We start from the raw sequence: 17,566 nt of genomic DNA, 5'->3' as shown, positions 1-17,566 counted from the left end.
CGGCGATGGATTCCTCGCCCCTTCTGCTGACGCTGATCGGTCTGCTGCTTGCGCTGTGGACCGTCGCGGCGGGCTGGATCATGATCCGCGCCAGCATAAGGGTCGAGGCCGCCGAGGGCACCAAGCGCGCGGTGCGGCGGCTGTCGCGGATGATCGAGGAATCGCCCGCAATTCCCTTACTGGTGCGTGCCGATGGGCGGATCGAGGCGCCCGACCGGCTTGCCGGCTGGTTTGGGCTGGCCGCGGTGCCGCAATATCTCAGCGAACTTTCGCCTTCGGGTCCCGGCGGCCTGGACGAGGACCAGCTCGAGGAGCTGACCAACCATGTCCGGCGCACGCAGAAAACCGCAGCGCCGTTCCAGATGTCGATCAAGCCCAAGGGCTCGAAGCGTGCCCTGGCGCTGCGCGGATCGCTCGCCGACCCCAATGTCTCGCCCAGCGGCGCGGCGCTGGTCTGGGTGTTCGACTTTACCGAAAGCGAGGACGAGGTCGGCGTGTTGCGCGAAGAGGCTGCGCGCGCGCGCGAAGATTTTGGCGCGCTGGTCGGGCTGATCGAAGCCGCTCCGATGCCGATGTGGTTTCGCAGCCCCCAGATGCAGCTGCGCCTGGTCAACACCGCCTATGTGGCTGCGGTCGGTGCGCAGAGCCCCGACGAAGTCGTCGCCAAGCAGATCGAGCTGATCGAGAGAGTCGACGGAGCCAGCGCCGCCGAAGTCGCGAGCCAGGCGGGCGAGCGGCGCAAGCCGATCGAGCGTATCGTGAGCGCCACCATCAAGGGCGCGCGCCGGACCATGCGCGTCACCGACCTGCCGTTGATCGGCGAGGGGATCGCCGGCTATGCGGTCGATATCGAGGAGATGGAGGAGCAGGCACGCGAGTTCCGCGCTTTTCGCGAGGCGCAACGCTCAATGCTCGACCAGCTCTCGATCGGCGTCGCCCAGTTCGATGCCCGCCGGCGGATGACTTTTGCGAACCAGCCGTTCCACCGGGTTTTCGCGCTCCCCCCGGGGATCGTCAACGACAGGACGGGCTTCGAACAGATGCTCATGGTCGCCCGCGAGAACGGGCGCATCCCAGAGGTTCGCGACTTTCCCGCCTGGCGCGCCGAGCTCGGCGAGTGGTTTCTGTCCGACGAGACCCAGGACGAAGCCTGGCCATTGAGTGATTCCACCCATTTGCGGATCGTCGCGCAGCCCATGCCCGATGGCGGGCTGGTGATGATCGCGGAAGATCGCACCGAGCAACTGGCGCTGTCGGCGACGCGCGACACGCTGCTGCGCACCCGGACCGCGACCTTCGACAATCTGTTCGAGGCGCTGGCCGTGTTCGCGCCCGACGGTCATCTCGAATTGTGGAACCGCAGTTTCGCTGGGGTCTGGGGGCTCAATCCCGAAGCGCTCGACGGGCACCCGATGGCGGAGGATCTGCTCGAGGCGATCACCCTGCAACTCGCCGATCCCAAGGAAGTCGGCACGATCAACCTTGTCATCCGCTCGGCCACGCTCGACCGCAAGAAGAAGCAGAGCAATGTCCAGCTCAACGACGGTCGGACGCTCGAGTTCGCCGGGGTGCCGCTGCCCGACGGCAATGGCCTGCTTACCGTGCTCGACGTCACCGCCTCGCGCCAGGCCGAGGAAGCCTTGCGCGAACGCAACCGCGCGCTCGAGGAAGCAGACGCGGTGATGACGCGCTTCCTCGCCAATATGAGCTATGAATTCCGCACTCCGCTGACCTCGATCGGCGGCTTTGCCGAATTGCTCACCAGCGGAGTGGCGGGCGAACTGACCCCGCAGGCACGCGACTACGCCGAAGCGATCTCGCTGTCGGTCGGTAAGCTGACCGAGCAGGTCGAGAACGTCCTCGACCTGTCGCAGAGCGAGGCAGGGCTGATGCCGCTGTCCAAGCAGAAGCTCGAATTGCTGCCGCTGATCACCCAGGTGGTGCGCAAGCGCGAAGCGGCGATCGTCGATGCGGGGCTGACGCTCGACCTGCGCGGCGACCCGGGCAAGCAGGTCGATGCCGATCCCCAGCAGATTCGCCGGGCGATTGCCCACCTGCTCGACAACGCGATCACCGCCACCCAGCGCGACGGCAAGATTTCCGTCGAGCTGCGGCAGAACAAGGGCGTCACGAAGATCACCATTTCGGACAATGGTCGCGGCATGACCCAGCACGAGCTGGCGCGCGCGCTGGAAGGCATCCGGCCGACGCAGGATGGCAAGGGGATCGAACGGCGGCAGGGGCTGGGCATCCCGCTCGCGCGGCATCTGATCGAGGCGCATGGCGGCACGCTCGAGATTCATACCCGCAAGGGTGTTGGCACCAGCGCGACGATCACGCTGTCATGATGATCGATCTTCCCGATCTCGCGGCGATGGAAGGCCTTGGCCAGCGCATCGCCATCAAGCTGCGCGCAGGCGATGTCGTGGCGCTGTCGGGCGATCTGGGTGCGGGCAAGACCACGCTGGCGCGTGCCGTGCTCGCTGCGCTGGGGCATCGCGGCGAGGTGCCGTCGCCGACCTTCACCATCGTCGAGAGCTACGACGCGCTCGACCCTCCGATGGTCCACGCCGATTTCTATCGCCTCGATCACCCGCGTGAGGCGGAGGAGCTCGGGCTCGAGGATTACCGCGAGGGTGCGGCGCTGCTGGCCGAATGGCCCGAACGTGCCGGCGGCTTCACGCAGGAGCCTGGCTGCCTGTCTTTAACGCTGGAAAAGGTGGGCGAGGGGCGGCGCGCCATTGTGGAAGGCGGCGGAGCTTGGCAAGGCCGCATGCCATGAGCGAATTTCCCCATGGGCTTGAGTCCTTTATCGAATATGCCGGCTGGAGCGGGGCGACGATCGCGCCGCTGCCCGGCGATGCCTCGTTCCGCCGCTATTTCCGTCTCCATCGCGGTGGCGAGACGGCGATGCTGATGCATGCGCCGCCGCCCGAGGAAGACCCGCGTCCGTTTCTCTATGTTGCGCGCTGGCTGGACGAGCATGGCATGCGCTCGCCGCGGATCATCGCCGAGCGTGCGCAGGATGGCTGGGTGCTGACCGAGGATTTCGGCGAGCAGCGGATGCGCGAATGGCTCGACGAATATCCCCAGCAGGAGCAGTCGATCTACGCGGCGGCGGTGGATGCGCTGGTCGAACTGCATCGCAAACCGCCCGGCGCGTTCGATCCTTACGACATGTCGGTCTACCAGCGCGAGGCAGACCTGCTGACCGAATGGTACTGTCCGGCGGCAGACCTGTCGGTCGACGCGGCAGGCTATACCGCCGCGTGGCGAGCGGTGCTCGAACCGCTGCTCCCGCGCCAGCGACCCGGCGTGACCGTGCTGCGCGATTATCACGCCGAGAACATCATGCTGCCACCCGATGGTACGCAGGGGCTGATCGATTTCCAGGACGCGCTTGTGGGCCATCGCGCCTATGATCTGGTCTCGCTGCTGCAGGATGCCCGGCGCGAGGTCTCTGTGGAGTTGGAACGAGCGATGCTCGACCGCTATCGCACCGCCGTCGAAGCGGACGCCGAGTTCGAGGCCGATTACGCGCGGCTCGGCGCGCAGCGCAACGCCAAGATCGTCGGCATATTTACGCGCCTTGCGAAACGCGATGGCAAGCCGCGCTATCTCGACCTGATCCCGCGGGTGTGGAACGCGATGGAGCGCGACCTGCGCCACCCCGCGCTCGCCCCCGTCGCCCGCTGGTTCGACGCCAATATCCCGCAGGATTTGCGCGACCGCAGCGGCGGGACGATCGCATGACCGGTCTCGTATCCGACACCGCCATGGTCATGGCCGCAGGGCTGGGCAAGCGGATGCGACCGCTTACCGCCAGCCAGCCCAAGCCGCTGGTGCGGGTCGCGGGCAAGGCGCTGATCGACTATACGCTCGACCGGCTGGCAGATGCGGGTGTCGCGCGCGCGGTGGTCAATGTGCACTATCTCGCCGATGCGCTCGAGGCGCACGTGCGGGATCGCCAATCGCCCGAAGTTGTAATTTCCGATGAGCGCGAGGCGCTGCTCGAAACCGGCGGCGGGCTGGTCAAGGCGCGCGATGCGGGGCTGCTCCCCGATCCGGTGTTCTGCTCCAACGCCGACAGCATCTGGCTTGAAGGCCCGCGCAATGCCTTCGCCGATCTTTCGGCGGTGTGGGACCCGGAGCGGATGGACGCGCTGCTGCTGCTGGTGTCGCACAGCCAGACGCACAATTTCACCGGGCCGGGCGATTTCTATATGGACGGCGGCGGGCGGTTGAGCCGCAAGCTGCCGTCGCGGATCGCGCCCTTCATCTTCACCGGCATACAGCTGCTCTCGCACCGCCTGCTGCGCGACCCGCCCGAGGGCAAGTTCTCGACCAATGTGTTGTGGGATCGCGCCATCGGGGAGGGGCGGCTTTACGGCGCGGCCTTCACCGGTCGGTGGATCGAAGTCGGGCGGCCCGAGCACCTCAAAACCGCCGCCGAAGTCCTTCGGGGTGGCTGAAGCGCACCACCCGCGGATCTATTCGATTGCTGCGCATCGCGGTTTTGCCGATGCGCTGGTGGCGGGGCTGGTGCCGCGCTACCGGGATCCCGAATTCGGGCTCGCAAAACTTACGCTGCTGCTGCCGAGTTCGCGCGCGCAGCGGATCGTCACCGCAGCCTTTATCCGCCACGCCGGCGAGGAAGATCGGGCCGGGCTGCTGATGCCGCGGATGGCGGTGGTCGGCGATCTCGATCTCGACGAGGCGCTGGGCGCGCTGCTCGATCCGCTGGGCGCGCCGGATATCCCTCGCGCCATCGACCCGACCCGCCGCTGGCTGGCGCTGGCGCGGCTGATCGGCGAGGAAATGGGCAGCGATGCGCCCAAGGGTGCGACCCTGCTGCGGCTGGCGCGCGAGACCGGTGCCACGATGGACCGGCTGCTGGTCGAGGACATCGGCCCCGAGGAACTGGTTGGCGCGAATGTGCTGGAGCTTGTCGGAGAGCTCTCGGCGCATTGGCAGGCCTCGCTGCGAACCTTCGCGCGGGTACAGGCGCGGTGGTTGGCCTGGCTGGGCGAGCAGGGCGCGGTAGATAGCGCGGCGCGGCGCAACCGATTGTTCGAACACGCCGCGCGGCGCTGGCGCGAGAACCCGCCCGCAACCCCCATCGTCGCTGCCGGGGTAACCAGTGCGGCGCCCGCGCTCGCGGGCCTGTTGCGCGTCGTTAGCGAATTGCCCGAGGGCGCGGTGGTGCTGCCCGATCTCGACCTGTCGCTGTCCGATGCGGTCTGGGATGAGCTGGGCCGTGCCGGCGCGGCGCCCGAGCCGGGAGCGGAGCCCTTCGCGCGCCAGGATGCCGTGGCGCATCCGCAATACCACCTCAAGCTGCTGCTCAACCGGATGGGCGTCGCGCGCGAGGAGGTGCAGCAATGGCACCGCAAGGGCGCCGCCGCCGCGCCGCCCGAGCGCAGCCATGCGATCTCCAACCTCTTCCTGCCGCCCATCGCGAGCCGCGAATGGGTCGACCTGCCCGCCGAAAAACGCCGCCTCTCGAACGTCCGGATCATGCAGGCCGCCAATCCCGAAGAAGAAGCGCAGGCCATCGCGCTGCTGGTGCGAGAGGCGCTGGAGACCCCGGAAAAGCGGATCGCGGTGATCACCCCCGACCGTGCGCTGGCGAGGCGTGTGGTCCATCATCTGGCGCGGTGGGAGATCGTGGCGGATGATTCCGCCGGTCGCCCGCTGTCGGACACCGCGGCGGGTCGGCTGATGTTGCTGCTGGCCGAAGTCGCCGCCAATGGCGCCGCGCCGGTCGCGCTGATGGCGCTGGCCATGCACCCGCTGGTTCACGGCGGGATGGACCGGCGCGAATGGCTGGCGCAGGCGCGGATCGTCGAGCGCGAATTGCGCGGACCGCGACCGCGCGAAGGGCTGGAGCCGCTCGACGATCTGGTTGCGCGGTTGGCGAAGCACGATCCCGGTGTGGCGGAATGGTGGGCGGCGCTGCGCTCGGCACTGGTGCCGCTGGTCGAAAGTCAAGGCGCGCAGCCGCTCGCCGATTTGCTCGATTTGCTCGCCGCGGCTGGCGAGGCACTGTGCGGCGAGAGCCTGTGGGCGCGCGAGGACGGGCGCGCGCTGGCGCGCTTCGTCGAGGATCTGCGCTTCCATGCCCGAGCGGCCGAAACGCAGGCCGATGCCGGCGATCTCGATATCGTGCTGCGCGATGCAATGGACGATGTCGCGGTGCGCCCGCCCTATGGCGGCCATCCGCGCGTGGCGATCTACGGCCTGCTCGAATCGCGGATGAGCCGCGCCGAACTGGTGATCTGCGCGGGCCTCAACGAGGGCGTCTGGCCGCCGCGCGGCGGGGTCGATGCATTGCTGGCGCCGACCGTGCTGCGCGCACTCGGCGTGCCCGGAGCAGAGTTCCGCAGCGGGCTCTCGGCGCATGACCTTGCCGGCGCGCTCGGCGCACCCGAGGTGGTGCTCAGCCGCGCCGCGCGCGATGAGGCGGGGCCGGCGATCCCCTCGCGCTTCCTGCTGCGGGTCCAGGCGTTGCTGGGCGAATTGCTGCCGCGCCACCAGGAGACAGGCGCGATCGAACTGGCGCGCGCGATGGGGCGGCCGCAGTCGCTGCCAGTACCCTATCCGCGGCCCAAACCCATGCCCAGCGCGGCGCAGCGCGATGTGCCGATCGCGGTCACCGCGCTCGACCGGCTGCGCGGCGATCCCTTCCAGTTCTACGCCGCTTCGATTCTCGGACTGCGCACGCTCGACGCGCTCGAGGCGGCACCCTCGCCGGCGTGGCAGGGCGAGGTCGCTCATGCCATTCTCGAACGCTGGCACGCTGCGCGCGAGAGCGACCAGGGGGCGAAGCTGGCCCCGATTATGGACGCAGTCATGATCGAGAAAAACGCCCATCCGCTGATGCGCGGATTGTGGCAGCCCAGGTTGCTAGCCGCGCTCGAATGGATCGAAGAAAGTGTCACAAGCTACGAGGATCGCAGCGTTGTCGGCTGGGAGCGCAAGGGTGATATGCAGGTCGACGGAGTCAAGCTGCACGGCCGCGCCGACCGGATCGACCGGCTGTCGGACGGCACGCTTGTTATCGTCGACTACAAGACCGGCTCGCCGCCTTCGGCCAGCATGGTCGAGCAGGGCTTCGCGCTCCAGCTCGGTCTGCTCGGGATGATTGCGCGCGCCGGCGGTTTCGGCACCGTGTCGGGCGAACCCGGCGCTTTCGAATACTGGTCGCTCGGCAAATCGAAGGACGAGGATAACCGCTTCGGCTTCGGCTATGTCGAAACCCCGCTCAAGCAGGGCAAAAAGCGCAGCGGCCTCGCGCCCGAGGATTTCCTCCCCGAGACCGAACGCTACCTCAAGGGCGCAATCGCCGACTGGATCAAGGGCGAGCAGCCTTTCACCGCGAAGTTCAATCCCGATTATGCGGGCTATTCGGATTACGATCAGCTGATGCGGCTCGAGGAATGGCTGCCGCGGCTCGCCGACGACGAAACGGAGGAGAGCGCATGAGCGGCGCGGTCTATCCGCTCGCCGGAGCGCAGCGCGACGCGGTCGATCCGCGCGAAAGCGTCTGGCTGTCGGCCTCGGCGGGGACGGGCAAGACACAGGTGCTTTCGGCGCGCGTCCTGCGGCTGTTGCTGCAGCAGGACGTCGAGCCTTCCGATATCCTCTGCCTGACCTTTACCAAGGCGGGCGCCGCCGAAATGGCGGTGCGGGTCAACGAGGTGCTCGCGCGCTGGGTGCGGCTACCCGATACCAGGCTGGCCGAGGAGCTGACCCATCTCGGCGCCCCGGTCGACGCCGCGACCCGGTCGCACGCGCGCTCGCTGTTTGCCAGCGTGCTCGACAGCCCCGGCGGGGGCCTGCGGGTCGACACCATCCACGCCTTCGCGCAATATCTGCTCGCCGCCTTCCCCGAGGAAGCGCGGATCGCACCCGGCTCCCGGCCGATGGAGGATCGCGAGCGCGAATTGCTCAGCGAGGAGGTGCTCGGCGATCTGCTGACGGGTGCCGAGGCCAGCAACGACCGCCGCACGCTCGACGCGATCGCGGCGATGAGCCGCATCAAGGGACCCGACGGGGTGCGCCGCTGGCTGATGCGCTGCGCCGGGGCGATCCAACTGTGGACCGGCCCGAGCGGTTGGCAGGCGCCGATGCACGCGCGCGTCTGCGGGTTGCTCGGTATTCCTGCGGATGCTGGCGAGGAATGGGTCGCAAGCGCCTGCGCAGATGAGTCTTTCCCGGTCGCGCTGCTGCGCGCCTGCCGCGAGGGCAATGCGCAATGGGGCACCAAGACCGGTCTGGCTTGCGTTGAGTTCGTCGACAGCTGGCTCGCAGCAGGGCCGGTCGAACGCGCGGCGCTGCTTGACGGATTTTACGGCACTCTGCTGACCAAGACGGGCGAACCCAAGAGTCTCAAGAACCTTGAGAAGCTCGATTCCGATTATGGCGGACGCGTCGCCGAGGTGATCGAGGCGATCGCGCTTGTCGCCGAACGGCGCACACTGGTTGAACTGGCCGCTTTCCTCGCGCCGCAGCTCGAGGTCGGCCGCCAGTTCGCGCTGATGTGGGACGATGCCAAGGCGCGCGAGAGGCTGGTGGATTTCGACGACCAGATCCGCCGCGCCGCCGCGCTGCTTGCCGACAGCGCGATGGGCGACTGGATCCGCTACAAGCTCGACCGCCGCTTCGACCATATCCTGATCGACGAGGCGCAGGACACCAATGCCGACCAATGGGCGATCATCTTCGCGCTGACCGACGATTTCTTCTCGGGGCTGGGCGCGCAGGGCGATGCGATCCGCACGATCTTTACCGTGGGCGACTACAAGCAGGCGATCTTCGGTTTTCAGGGCACCAGCCCGGAGAATTTCGCTTCCGCCCAGCGCCGTGTTTCCGAGGACATGGCGCGGCTGGGGCCGGGCGCGGACACCATGACCGATGCGCCCGAAGCGCGGCTGTTGCGCGATCTCGATCTGGGCCAGTCGTTCCGCACCGCCGACCCGATCCTGCAATTTGTCGACAAGGCCATCGCCGCGATCGGTCCGGCATCCTTCGGGCTCAAGCGCCCGCCCGAACCACATGTCGGGCAGGATCGCCCCGGGCTGGTGACGCTGTGGAACACCGTGGCCGATATCCGCGATGGCGACGAGGACGGCGCCGAAGGATGGCTCGCGCGGCACGACCGGCGGATGGCCGATCGCATCGCGCAGCAGATTTGCGCCTGGATGGACCCCGAGGGCCCCGGCTTCCCGCTGGTGAAGGGCGAGAAGCCCGGTCAGGCGCGGCGCGCGACCGCTGGCGATGTGATGATCCTCGTCCGCAAACGCCGCGAGCTGGCGTCGCTGATCGTCGCGCGGCTTTATACGCATGGCGTGCCGGTTGCTGGGGTGGACCGGTTGCGGCTGGGCGCGCCGCTCGCGGTCAAGGATCTGATGGCGGCGCTGCGCTTTGCCGCGCAGCCGCTCGACGATCTCAACCTCGCAAACCTGCTGGTCTCGCCGCTGGGGGGCTGGACGCAGGAGGAGCTGCTCGAACACGGCTATCGTCCCCGCCAACAACGGCTGTGGGAGCATCTGCGCCAGTCGCAAGCCCCGGCGGTGGCGCGCACCATTGCCAGTTTGCGCGAAATCCTCCGCCGCGCCGATTTCGACAGCCCGCAGGCGCTGTTGCACTGGCTGCTGGTCGGCCCGTTCGACGGACGCCGCAGACTGGTGGCCCGGCTCGGCGCGGAGGCCAACGACCCGATCGACGAATTGCTCAACGCTGCCAATGCCTATGCCAGCGCGCACACCGCCAGCCTGCAGGGTTTCATCCGCTGGTTCGATGCCGGCGATGGCGAGCTGAAACGCGAGGCGGGCGCCAATCGCGATCAGGTGCGGGTGATGACCGTCCACGGCTCCAAGGGGCTGCAGGCGCCGATCGTGATCCTCGCGGATGCCGCGATCGGGCCGGACGCGCCGGGCGAGCTTGCGCTGGTCGATCCCGCGGACGAGCGGAACAAGGTACCACTTCCCGGGCTTTCGGCCGAGCAACGCGTCGGCCCGATCGCCACCGCGCACGAGGTTGCGGCGCGGACCGAGATGGAGGAGCACTGGCGGCTGCTCTATGTTGCGATGACCCGCGCCGAGGAGGCGCTGTTCGTCGGCGGCTCGCTGGGCCCGCGCGAGGCGAAGCGCGGCACGCCGCATGAGGACAGCTGGTACGCCCGGCTCGCCCCGCTGTTCGAGGGCGATCCGGTCGAGGACGCGATCTGGGGCGCACGGCGCGAATGGGGGGCGACCAGCACGATCGTGCCGCGCATGCCCGATGCGACCGATCGTGCGACAACTGAACTGCCCGCCTGGACCGCGACACTCCCGCCCGCCGAGGCGCGGCCGCCGCGGCCGCTCTCGCCATCGGGGCTGGGCGAGCCAGAGGGCAGCGATCCGCCGCTGCCGCCCGAACATTCGGCCATCGCCGCGCAGCGCGGGGTGCTGATCCACGCGCTGCTCGAGCGGTTGCCCGAAGTGCCGGCTGCCGAGCGTACTGAGCGGGCCGAGCGATGGCTTGCGCGTCAGGCGCCCGAGCTCGACGGGCAAGTTCGCAGCGAGATGCTCGAGCGCGCGCTTGCCGTGCTCGACAACGAGGATTTCCGCGATATCTTCGCGGCGGGCGCACTGGCCGAAGTTCCGCTGGCTGCCGTGGTCGGCGGCGAAGTGGTGGTGGGCGTGGCCGACCGGTTGCTGGTAACCCCCGAGCGCGTGACGGTGGTGGATTTCAAGACCGCGCGTCGCCCGCCCGCATCGCTGGAGCAGGTGCCCGACCATAGTTTGCGCCAGATGGCCGCCTATGTCGCCGCACTGGAGGTCATCTATCCCGGTCGCGTAGTGCGCGCCGCGCTGCTCTACACCCAGACCCCGCAGCTGATCGCGCTTCCCGGCGATGTCCTCGCTACCCACAAAGCCCGGCTTTCCGATCCGCAGGAAAGCTTTGCCGCATCGCCCGTTGAGTAACCGCAGCACAGCCTTACATGTGGCTCTACAGGGGCCGAACCCCACAGGAGAATTATCATGCCGACCCTCGCCGTAACCGATGCCAGTTTCCAGACCGATGTCCTTGAGTCGGACAAGCCGGTGCTGGTCGATTTCTGGGCCGAATGGTGCGGTCCGTGCAAGATGATCGCGCCCGCGCTCGAGGAATTGAGCGACGAGATGGGCGATCAGGTCACCATCGCCAAGATGGATATCATGGAGAACACCGGCGTTCCCGGACAGATGGGCGTCCAGTCGATCCCCTATCTGGTGCTATTCAAGGACGGCAAGCCTGCGGCGCAGATGCGCGGTGCGGCGCCGAAAGGCCAGCTCAAGAGCTGGCTCGAAGGCGAACTCTAGGCCATTCTGGCGTAAAGCGCGGCGAGGTCGTCCCACAGGGCCGGGCTCGCCGCGCCAATCAGGCCGCTGCGCTGGGGTTCGTCGACGCGATAAGGTGAGCCGTCGGGCCGCGCGGCCCTGCCACCCGCCTCGTTGAGCCACAGCACTCCCGCGGCGTGGTCCCATGCCAATGTGCGCTCGAATAGCGAGACATCGTTCTCGCCCAGCGCCAACCGCGGATACTGCTCGGCGGCGCAGCGCGGCGTGTCGACCAGCATGTAGGCGGGCGCGATATGGTCGCGCACCGCCTTGCGTCGTGCCGGATCGAGAAAGAGCGTCGAAATCGCGGCCACCGGGGGAGTCGTGCCGGTAGGCCGCGCCGTGAAGCGCTCGCCATCGACCCAGGCACCCTGTCCCGCATGCGCAGAGCAGAAACGGCCCGAAAGACAATCGTAGATCCAGCCCGATTGGCAAATCCCCTCGGCGCAGCGCGCCAGCAGGATCCCGAAGGGCCCGCGGCCATGCGCAAAATTGTGAGTCCCGTCGATCGGGTCGATCACCCAGCAGTCGCCCGCAAGACCCTCGAGCACCGCCGGATCGGCATGCGCCGCTTCCTCTCCGACGACGGCAAGCGATGCGTCGATGCCAGCGAGTCCCTCGGTCAGCAGGACCTCGGCCTCGCGATCGGCGATGGTTACCAGATCGTCCACGGCCTTCTCGATGATCTGTTCGGGCGACAGATTGCGATAGCGTGGCAGGATCGCGGTTTGGGTGACGCTGCGCATCAGCGCCTGGATCGCGCGGTCGAGCGCGTTCACGAACGGTAATCCGCGTTGATGGCAATGTAGCCATGGGTGAGGTCGCAGGTCCACACGGTCGCGCGGCCATCGCCCAGCCCGAGGTCGACCTCGATGGTGATCTCTTCGCCTGCGAGGTGCCGGGCAACCGGTGTTTCGTCGTAATCGGCCAGCGGCTGGCCTTCGCGCGCGGCCCAGACCCCGCCGAAACCGATCGACAGCCGGTCGCGGTCGGCGGGTTCGCCGGCCTTGCCGACCGCCATCACGACCCGGCCCCAATTCGCATCGCCGCCCGCGATCGCAGTTTTCACCAATGGCGAATTGGCGATCGACAATCCGACCCGGCGCGCGCTGTCGTCGCTCTGCGCGCCCGACACGCTGACTGCGATGAACTTGCTTGCGCCTTCGCCGTCGCGGACCACCAGCTGCGCCAGCTCGCGGCAGACCGAGAGCAGCGCTGCATAGACCGCATCGGCGCCGACATCGTCCCAGGAGCGGATGTCCGGATGATCCGCCTTGCCGGTCGCGAAGGCCAGCACCGTGTCGCTGGTCGAAGTGTCGCCATCGACGGTGATGGAGGAGAAGGTTGCGGTATTCGCCTTTGCGAGCATGTCCTGCAGCAGTGCGGGCGCGATCCGCGCATCGGTGAAGACATAGCCCAGCATGGTGGCCATGTCGGGCGCGATCATGCCGCTGCCCTTGACGATCCCGGCGAATTCGACCCGCGTCTCTCCCACCATCGCGCTGGCACCGGCGCCCTTGGTGAAAGTGTCGGTCGTGCCGATCGCCGCTGCCGCTTGCTCCCAGGAACAGGGCTGCGCCTGCAATGCCGCCGCCACGCCCGCGCGTGCGATGTCGCGGGGCAGCGGCACGCCGATGACCCCGGTCGACGAGACGAACACCGCGTCGGTTGCGCAACCGAGCCCCTTGGCGACCTGCGCCACGATCTGCTCGACCGCCTCGCGCCCGCGATATCCGGTGAAGGCGTTGGAATTGCCTGCGTTGACCACCAGTGCGCGCGCCGAGCCGTGGCGGAGTTGTTCGCGACCCATCTCGACCTCGCTCGAGGCGCAGGCGCTCTTGGTGAAGACCCCGGCCACCGCTGTACCCTCCGCGAGCTCGACGAGCGTCAGATCGGCGCGATCCCACGCCTTGTAACCCGCGCGCACGGTGCGCAACGTCACGCCGGCGATGGCGGGCAGTGCGGGGAAGGGGCGGGCGAGGGGGGAGCGTTCGAGGTCCATCTTTGCCCCTTAGGAAGGAAGCGCGGGCGGGTAAACGCGCTTCGGGGGTGGACGTGCCGGGCCGGAAAACCTATTTATGCTGCACGATGCTCCGCCGCCTTCTCACCTGTCTCGCCATCGCGACCGGTCTCGTCGCGGCTTCGGCACCTGCGCAGGCGTCGGTAATCGGCGCGCTGGAGTCCCAGATCGAGCAGTCCCAAAGGGCCTGTGAGAAGGACCGCAGCGAAGAATGCGCCTGCATCGAACGGCACCGTCAGCAGCGCGCCCGCGGCGAAAAGCCCGCGCCCTGCCGCACCGCCACTCCGCTCCGGATTTACATTCCGACCGTGCACTTCGGCGCCGATCGCGCGTACGAATAGGTTCGGTTCGGGGGCCAGACCCCCGGCCTTACCCCTTGTATCCGGCCCGGCCTGTATGAAGCGCCCGGGCGTTTTCCTCAAAATTCCATCGCGAGATCGCGCCCATGCTCAAATCCCTTTCCAAAGCCGTCTTCGGCTCGTCCAATGAACGTTACGTCCGCTCGATGCGCAAGACGGTCGACCAGATCAACGCGCTCGAGGAGCAGATCCAGGCGCTCTCCGACGAAGAGCTGACCGCGCAGACCGACAAGTTCCGCGAGCAGCTCGCCTCTGGCAAGACGCTCGACCAAATCCTGCCCGAAGCCTTCGCCACGGTCCGCGAGGCCTCGGTGCGCGTGCTGGGCATGCGTCATTTCGACGTCCAGATGATCGGCGGCATCGTGCTCCATCGCGGCGAGATTTCCGAGATGCGTACGGGCGAGGGCAAGACCCTGGTCGCGACGCTGGCGACCTATCTCAACGCGATCGAGGGCAAGGGCGTCCATGTCATCACGGTCAACGACTACCTTGCCGCGCGCGATGCCGATTGGATGGGACAGCTCTATCGTTTCCTTGGGCTGACCGTCGGGGTGATCGTCCCCAATATCGACGAATTCCAGCGCCGCGACGCCTACAATGCCGATGTCACCTACGGCACCAACAACGAGTTCGGCTTCGATTACCTGCGCGACAACATGAAGCACGAGCGCGGCCAGATGGTCCAGCGCCCCTTCAACTATGCGATCCTCGACGAAGTCGATTCGATCCTCGTCGACGAAGCCCGTACCCCGCTGATCATTTCCGGCCCGACCGAAGACAAATCCGACCTTTACGTTTCGATCGACGCCATCGTGAAGGATCTCGATCCCGAATGGTACGAGGCGGACGAGAAATCCAAGAACATCACCTGGACCGAGGATGGCACCGACGCGATCGAGGCCAAGCTCTCCGAGGCCGGTCTGCTCGAGACCGAGAACCTCTACGATGTCGAGAACACGCTGGTGATCCACCATCTCGACCAGGCGCTGCGCGCCAACATCATGTTCAAGCGCGACACCGATTACATCGTCAAGGACGAGAAGATCGTCATCATCGACGAATTCACCGGCCGGATGATGGAAGGCCGCCGCTGGTCGAACGGCCTGCACCAGGCGGTAGAGGCCAAGGAAGGCGTCAAGATCGAGCCCGAGAACCAGACGCTGGCCTCGATCACCTTCCAGAACTATTTCCGCATGTATCCCAAGCTGTCGGGCATGACCGGCACCGCGGCCACCGAAGCGGCCGAATTCTGGGACATTTACAAGCTCAATGTCGCCGAGATCCCGACGCACAAGCCGGTCGCCCGCATCGACGAAGACGACCAGTTCTACAAGAACACGATGGACAAGTTCCAGGCCATCGCCAAGGCGATCCGCGAGCAGAACGAGATCGGCCAGCCGGTGCTGGTGGGCACGGTCTCGATCGAGAAGTCCGAACTGCTGAGCCAGTTTCTGGACAAAGAGGGCGTCGAGCACGCCATCCTCAACGCCCGGATGCACGAAAAGGAAGCGCGTATCGTCGCGCAGGCCGGGCGCACCGGCTCGGTCACCATCGCCACCAACATGGCCGGTCGCGGCACCGACATCCAGCTAGGCGGCAATCTCGAATTCCGCGTCGAGGACGAACTCGGCGAAATACCCGAGGGTCCCGAGCGCGACCAGGCGATTGCGCGGATCAAGCAGGAAATCGAGGACGAGAAGAGCCGCGTGATCGAGGCGGGCGGACTGTTCGTGCTCGGCACCGAACGCCACGAAAGCCGCCGGATCGACAACCAGCTGCGCGGCCGCTCGGGTCGTCAGGGAGATCCCGGCCTGTCGCGCTTCTACCTGTGCCTCGAAGACGATCTGTTGCGCATCTTCGGTCCCGACACGCTGTTTTCCAAGATGATGAATTCCAATCTGGAAGACGGCGAAGCGATCGGCTCCAAATGGCTCTCCAAGGCGATCGAGACCGCGCAGAAGAAGGTCGAAGGTCGCAATTACGAGGTCCGCAAGAACGTCGTCCAGTACGACGACGTGATGAACGACCAGCGCAAGGTCATCTACGAACAGCGCGCCGAGATCATGGACAGCGAGACGGTGGACGAGGTCGTTCTCGATATGCGCTACGACACGATCAACGCGATGGTTGAAGAAGCCTGCCCCCCCGGCTCCTACCCCGAGCAGTGGAAGATCGACGGTCTCAAGACCCGGCTCGACGAGACGCTCGGCCTCAACCTGCCGCTCGATGCCTGGCTCGAGGAAGACACCCTCGAGCCCGAGATCATCGAGGAGCGGATCCGCGCCGAGGTCGACGGGCAGATGGATGCCAAGATCACCCGCGTCGATCCCTCGATGTGGCGCAGCATCGAGAAAAGCGTGCTGCTCCAGACGCTCGATCACCATTGGAAGGAACACCTCGCGACGCTCGATGCGCTGCGTCAGGTGGTGGGCCTGCGCGCCCATGCGCAGAAGCAGCCGATCAACGAATACAAGCAGGAGGCCTTCGGTCTGTTCGAGCGCCTGCTCGAAACACTACGCGAGGATGTCACCGGCAAGCTCATGAAGCTCAACGTGCGCGAGCCCGAGCCGATGCCGCAGGGCAGCCTGCCCGATCTTCCGGATTTCCTGACCGGCCATATCGATCCGCTCACCGGGCTCGACAATTCGAACGATGGCGACGGATCGAGCCGGCAGGCAGGCCTGTTCGGGTCGCTGGCGGGCAGTGCGCGTGCCGCAGTCGGCCATGGCGGATCGGATACCTCCAATCCCTATGCGGGTATGGAAGTCAGCCGCAACGCCCCGTGCCCCTGCGGTTCGGGCAACAAATACAAGCATTGCCACGGAGCGATGACCGCTCGGGCCTGACGCGGCCGCGAGCGCGATAGGGCGGCGACATGCTCTGGCTGGCCGCCGCCTTCCTCGCGACCGCGCTGCTTTATGCCTCGGTGGGCTTCGGCGGTGGCTCGACCTATAGCGCGCTGCTGGCACTGGCCGGGGCCGACTATCGCATTCTCCCGCTGATCGCGCTGGCGTGCAACATCGTGGTCGTGGCGGGCAGCAGTGTGCGCTACGGTCAGGCGCGGATCACGCCATGGCGCGGCGCGCTCACGCTGACCGCGCTGGCCGCGCCTGCCGCCTTTCTGGGTGGCCTGACGCCGATCGGCGAACGCAGCTTCCTGCTGCTGCTGGGCGCCAGTCTGGTTCTGACTGGCCTCACCCTGCTGATCCCGGTCCGCGGTACAAGGGCGGGCGAGCCGACTGCACTGGCGCGTCTCATGCCGATTGTCGCGGTCCCGCTGGGCTATCTTGCCGGACTTGTCGGCATCGGCGGAGGAATCTTCCTCGCGCCGCTGCTCCACCTCGTCCGCTGGCGCGACGCGCGCGCCATCGCTGCCAGCGCGAGCCTGTTCATATTGGTCAACTCGCTGTTCGGGCTGGCCGGACAATTGCTCAAGGGCGGGACGGGACGGCTCGAAGCCGCGATCGCATTCGGACTGCCGCTGATGCTGGCCGTGGCGATCGGCGGACAGATCGGCAGCCTGCTGGCAGTCCGCCTGCTGCCCAAGCACTGGATCAGGTGGCTGACCGCCGCGCTCACTCTCTGGGTGGGGCTGCGGCTGCTATGGGGTTCGTGAAGATATGTCGGCCCGGCCGGACTGCGCACGGGTGCGCCGCATCGAAATGCGGCGCTCTCGGCGGTCTGGCTGTTGCGGAAAATGGCTCCCCGAGTTTGAAACTGGGGCCTTTCCACACCCTTCCATAAATGTCCAAAAACGCTAGGCTTCACTAAGGCTTAGGTCTGATACCTTATCCATACTGTTCCATTGACAACCGTCCAAA

General features: G+C 67.0%; 12 protein-coding genes. 10 read left to right on the top strand and 2 right to left on the bottom strand.

Going from position 1 to position 17,566, the window contains the following annotated elements:
* Positions 1–5: 5 nt before the first annotated feature.
* From A9995_RS02755 to trxA, 7 genes are read left to right on the top strand one after another with little or no spacing between them, the layout of a single operon-like run.
* The gene (locus A9995_RS02755; RefSeq protein ID WP_067608792.1) at positions 6–2,348 is read left to right on the top strand and encodes a PAS domain-containing sensor histidine kinase; all 2,343 of its coding nucleotides are present in this window, start codon (positions 6–8) and stop codon (positions 2,346–2,348) included.
* Complete coding sequence (gene tsaE / locus A9995_RS02750) at positions 2,345–2,782, top strand: tRNA (adenosine(37)-N6)-threonylcarbamoyltransferase complex ATPase subunit type 1 TsaE (RefSeq protein ID WP_067608790.1); 438 nt, start codon at positions 2,345–2,347, stop codon at positions 2,780–2,782. The genes A9995_RS02755 and tsaE overlap by 4 nt, the downstream gene beginning before the upstream one ends.
* Positions 2,779–3,753: an aminoglycoside phosphotransferase family protein gene (locus tag A9995_RS02745; RefSeq protein WP_067608787.1), complete on the top strand. Its 975-nt coding sequence runs from the start codon at positions 2,779–2,781 to the stop codon at positions 3,751–3,753. Before tsaE ends, A9995_RS02745 begins: the two co-directional genes overlap by 4 nt.
* Positions 3,750–4,472 (top strand): nucleotidyltransferase family protein, encoded by a 723-nt coding sequence (locus A9995_RS02740; protein WP_067608784.1) that lies wholly within the window; start codon positions 3,750–3,752, stop codon positions 4,470–4,472. The genes A9995_RS02745 and A9995_RS02740 overlap by 4 nt, the downstream gene beginning before the upstream one ends.
* Complete coding sequence (gene addB / locus A9995_RS02735) at positions 4,465–7,485, top strand: double-strand break repair protein AddB (RefSeq protein WP_067608781.1); 3,021 nt, start codon at positions 4,465–4,467, stop codon at positions 7,483–7,485. Before A9995_RS02740 ends, addB begins: the two co-directional genes overlap by 8 nt.
* On the top strand, positions 7,482–10,970 hold the full coding sequence (gene addA, locus A9995_RS02730; protein WP_067608778.1) for a double-strand break repair helicase AddA: 3,489 nt from the start codon (positions 7,482–7,484) through the stop codon (positions 10,968–10,970). Before addB ends, addA begins: the two co-directional genes overlap by 4 nt.
* A gap of 57 nt (positions 10,971–11,027) precedes the next feature.
* A complete protein-coding gene (gene trxA / locus A9995_RS02725) occupies positions 11,028–11,348 on the top strand; it encodes a thioredoxin (protein WP_067608775.1) in 321 nt (106 codons plus the stop codon).
* Here the strand turns inward: trxA and A9995_RS02720 are convergent.
* Positions 11,345–12,145, bottom strand: coding sequence for an inositol monophosphatase family protein (locus A9995_RS02720; protein WP_233998053.1), 801 nt, complete (start codon positions 12,143–12,145; stop codon positions 11,345–11,347). The two genes, trxA and A9995_RS02720, sit on opposite strands and share 4 nt — an antisense overlap.
* Positions 12,142–13,368 (bottom strand): bifunctional glutamate N-acetyltransferase/amino-acid acetyltransferase ArgJ, encoded by a 1,227-nt coding sequence (gene argJ / locus A9995_RS02715; protein WP_067608772.1) that lies wholly within the window; start codon positions 13,366–13,368, stop codon positions 12,142–12,144. The genes A9995_RS02720 and argJ overlap by 4 nt, the downstream gene beginning before the upstream one ends.
* 86 nt (positions 13,369–13,454) lie before the next feature.
* On the opposite strand from argJ, the gene A9995_RS02710 reads away from it, so the two are divergent.
* The 3 genes from A9995_RS02710 (at position 13,455) to A9995_RS02700 (ending at position 17,361) form a co-directional block, all read left to right on the top strand.
* On the top strand, positions 13,455–13,727 hold the full coding sequence (locus tag A9995_RS02710; protein WP_067608769.1) for a hypothetical protein: 273 nt from the start codon (positions 13,455–13,457) through the stop codon (positions 13,725–13,727).
* A gap of 104 nt (positions 13,728–13,831) precedes the next feature.
* Complete coding sequence (secA, locus tag A9995_RS02705) at positions 13,832–16,591, top strand: preprotein translocase subunit SecA (protein WP_067608766.1); 2,760 nt, start codon at positions 13,832–13,834, stop codon at positions 16,589–16,591.
* 29 nt (positions 16,592–16,620) lie between these two features.
* On the top strand, positions 16,621–17,361 hold the full coding sequence (locus tag A9995_RS02700) for a sulfite exporter TauE/SafE family protein (protein WP_067608763.1): 741 nt from the start codon (positions 16,621–16,623) through the stop codon (positions 17,359–17,361).
* Positions 17,362–17,566 lie beyond the last annotated feature (205 nt).

Origin of the sequence: Erythrobacter sp. QSSC1-22B (genome assembly GCF_001678665.1) — a bacterium.
Taxonomy (GTDB): domain Bacteria; phylum Pseudomonadota; class Alphaproteobacteria; order Sphingomonadales; family Sphingomonadaceae; genus Qipengyuania.
This window is presented reverse-complemented; position numbering and strand designations above follow the sequence as displayed.

Bases quoted from the DNA above. Each gene is read 5' to 3' on its own strand.
- A9995_RS02755 (WP_067608792.1), top strand. From the start codon at position 6: ATGGATTCCTCGCCCCTTCTGCTGACGCTGATCGGTCTGCTGCTTGCG.
- tsaE (WP_067608790.1), top strand. From the start codon at position 2,345: ATGATGATCGATCTTCCCGATCTCGCGGCGATGGAAGGCCTTGGCCAG.
- A9995_RS02745 (WP_067608787.1), top strand. From the start codon at position 2,779: ATGAGCGAATTTCCCCATGGGCTTGAGTCCTTTATCGAATATGCCGGC.
- A9995_RS02740 (WP_067608784.1), top strand. From the start codon at position 3,750: ATGACCGGTCTCGTATCCGACACCGCCATGGTCATGGCCGCAGGGCTG.
- addA (WP_067608778.1), top strand. From the start codon at position 7,482: ATGAGCGGCGCGGTCTATCCGCTCGCCGGAGCGCAGCGCGACGCGGTC.
- trxA (WP_067608775.1), top strand. From the start codon at position 11,028: ATGCCGACCCTCGCCGTAACCGATGCCAGTTTCCAGACCGATGTCCTT.
- argJ (WP_067608772.1), bottom strand. From the start codon at position 13,368: ATGGACCTCGAACGCTCCCCCCTCGCCCGCCCCTTCCCCGCACTGCCC.
- A9995_RS02710 (WP_067608769.1), top strand. From the start codon at position 13,455: ATGCTCCGCCGCCTTCTCACCTGTCTCGCCATCGCGACCGGTCTCGTC.
- secA (WP_067608766.1), top strand. From the start codon at position 13,832: ATGCTCAAATCCCTTTCCAAAGCCGTCTTCGGCTCGTCCAATGAACGT.
- A9995_RS02700 (WP_067608763.1), top strand. From the start codon at position 16,621: ATGCTCTGGCTGGCCGCCGCCTTCCTCGCGACCGCGCTGCTTTATGCC.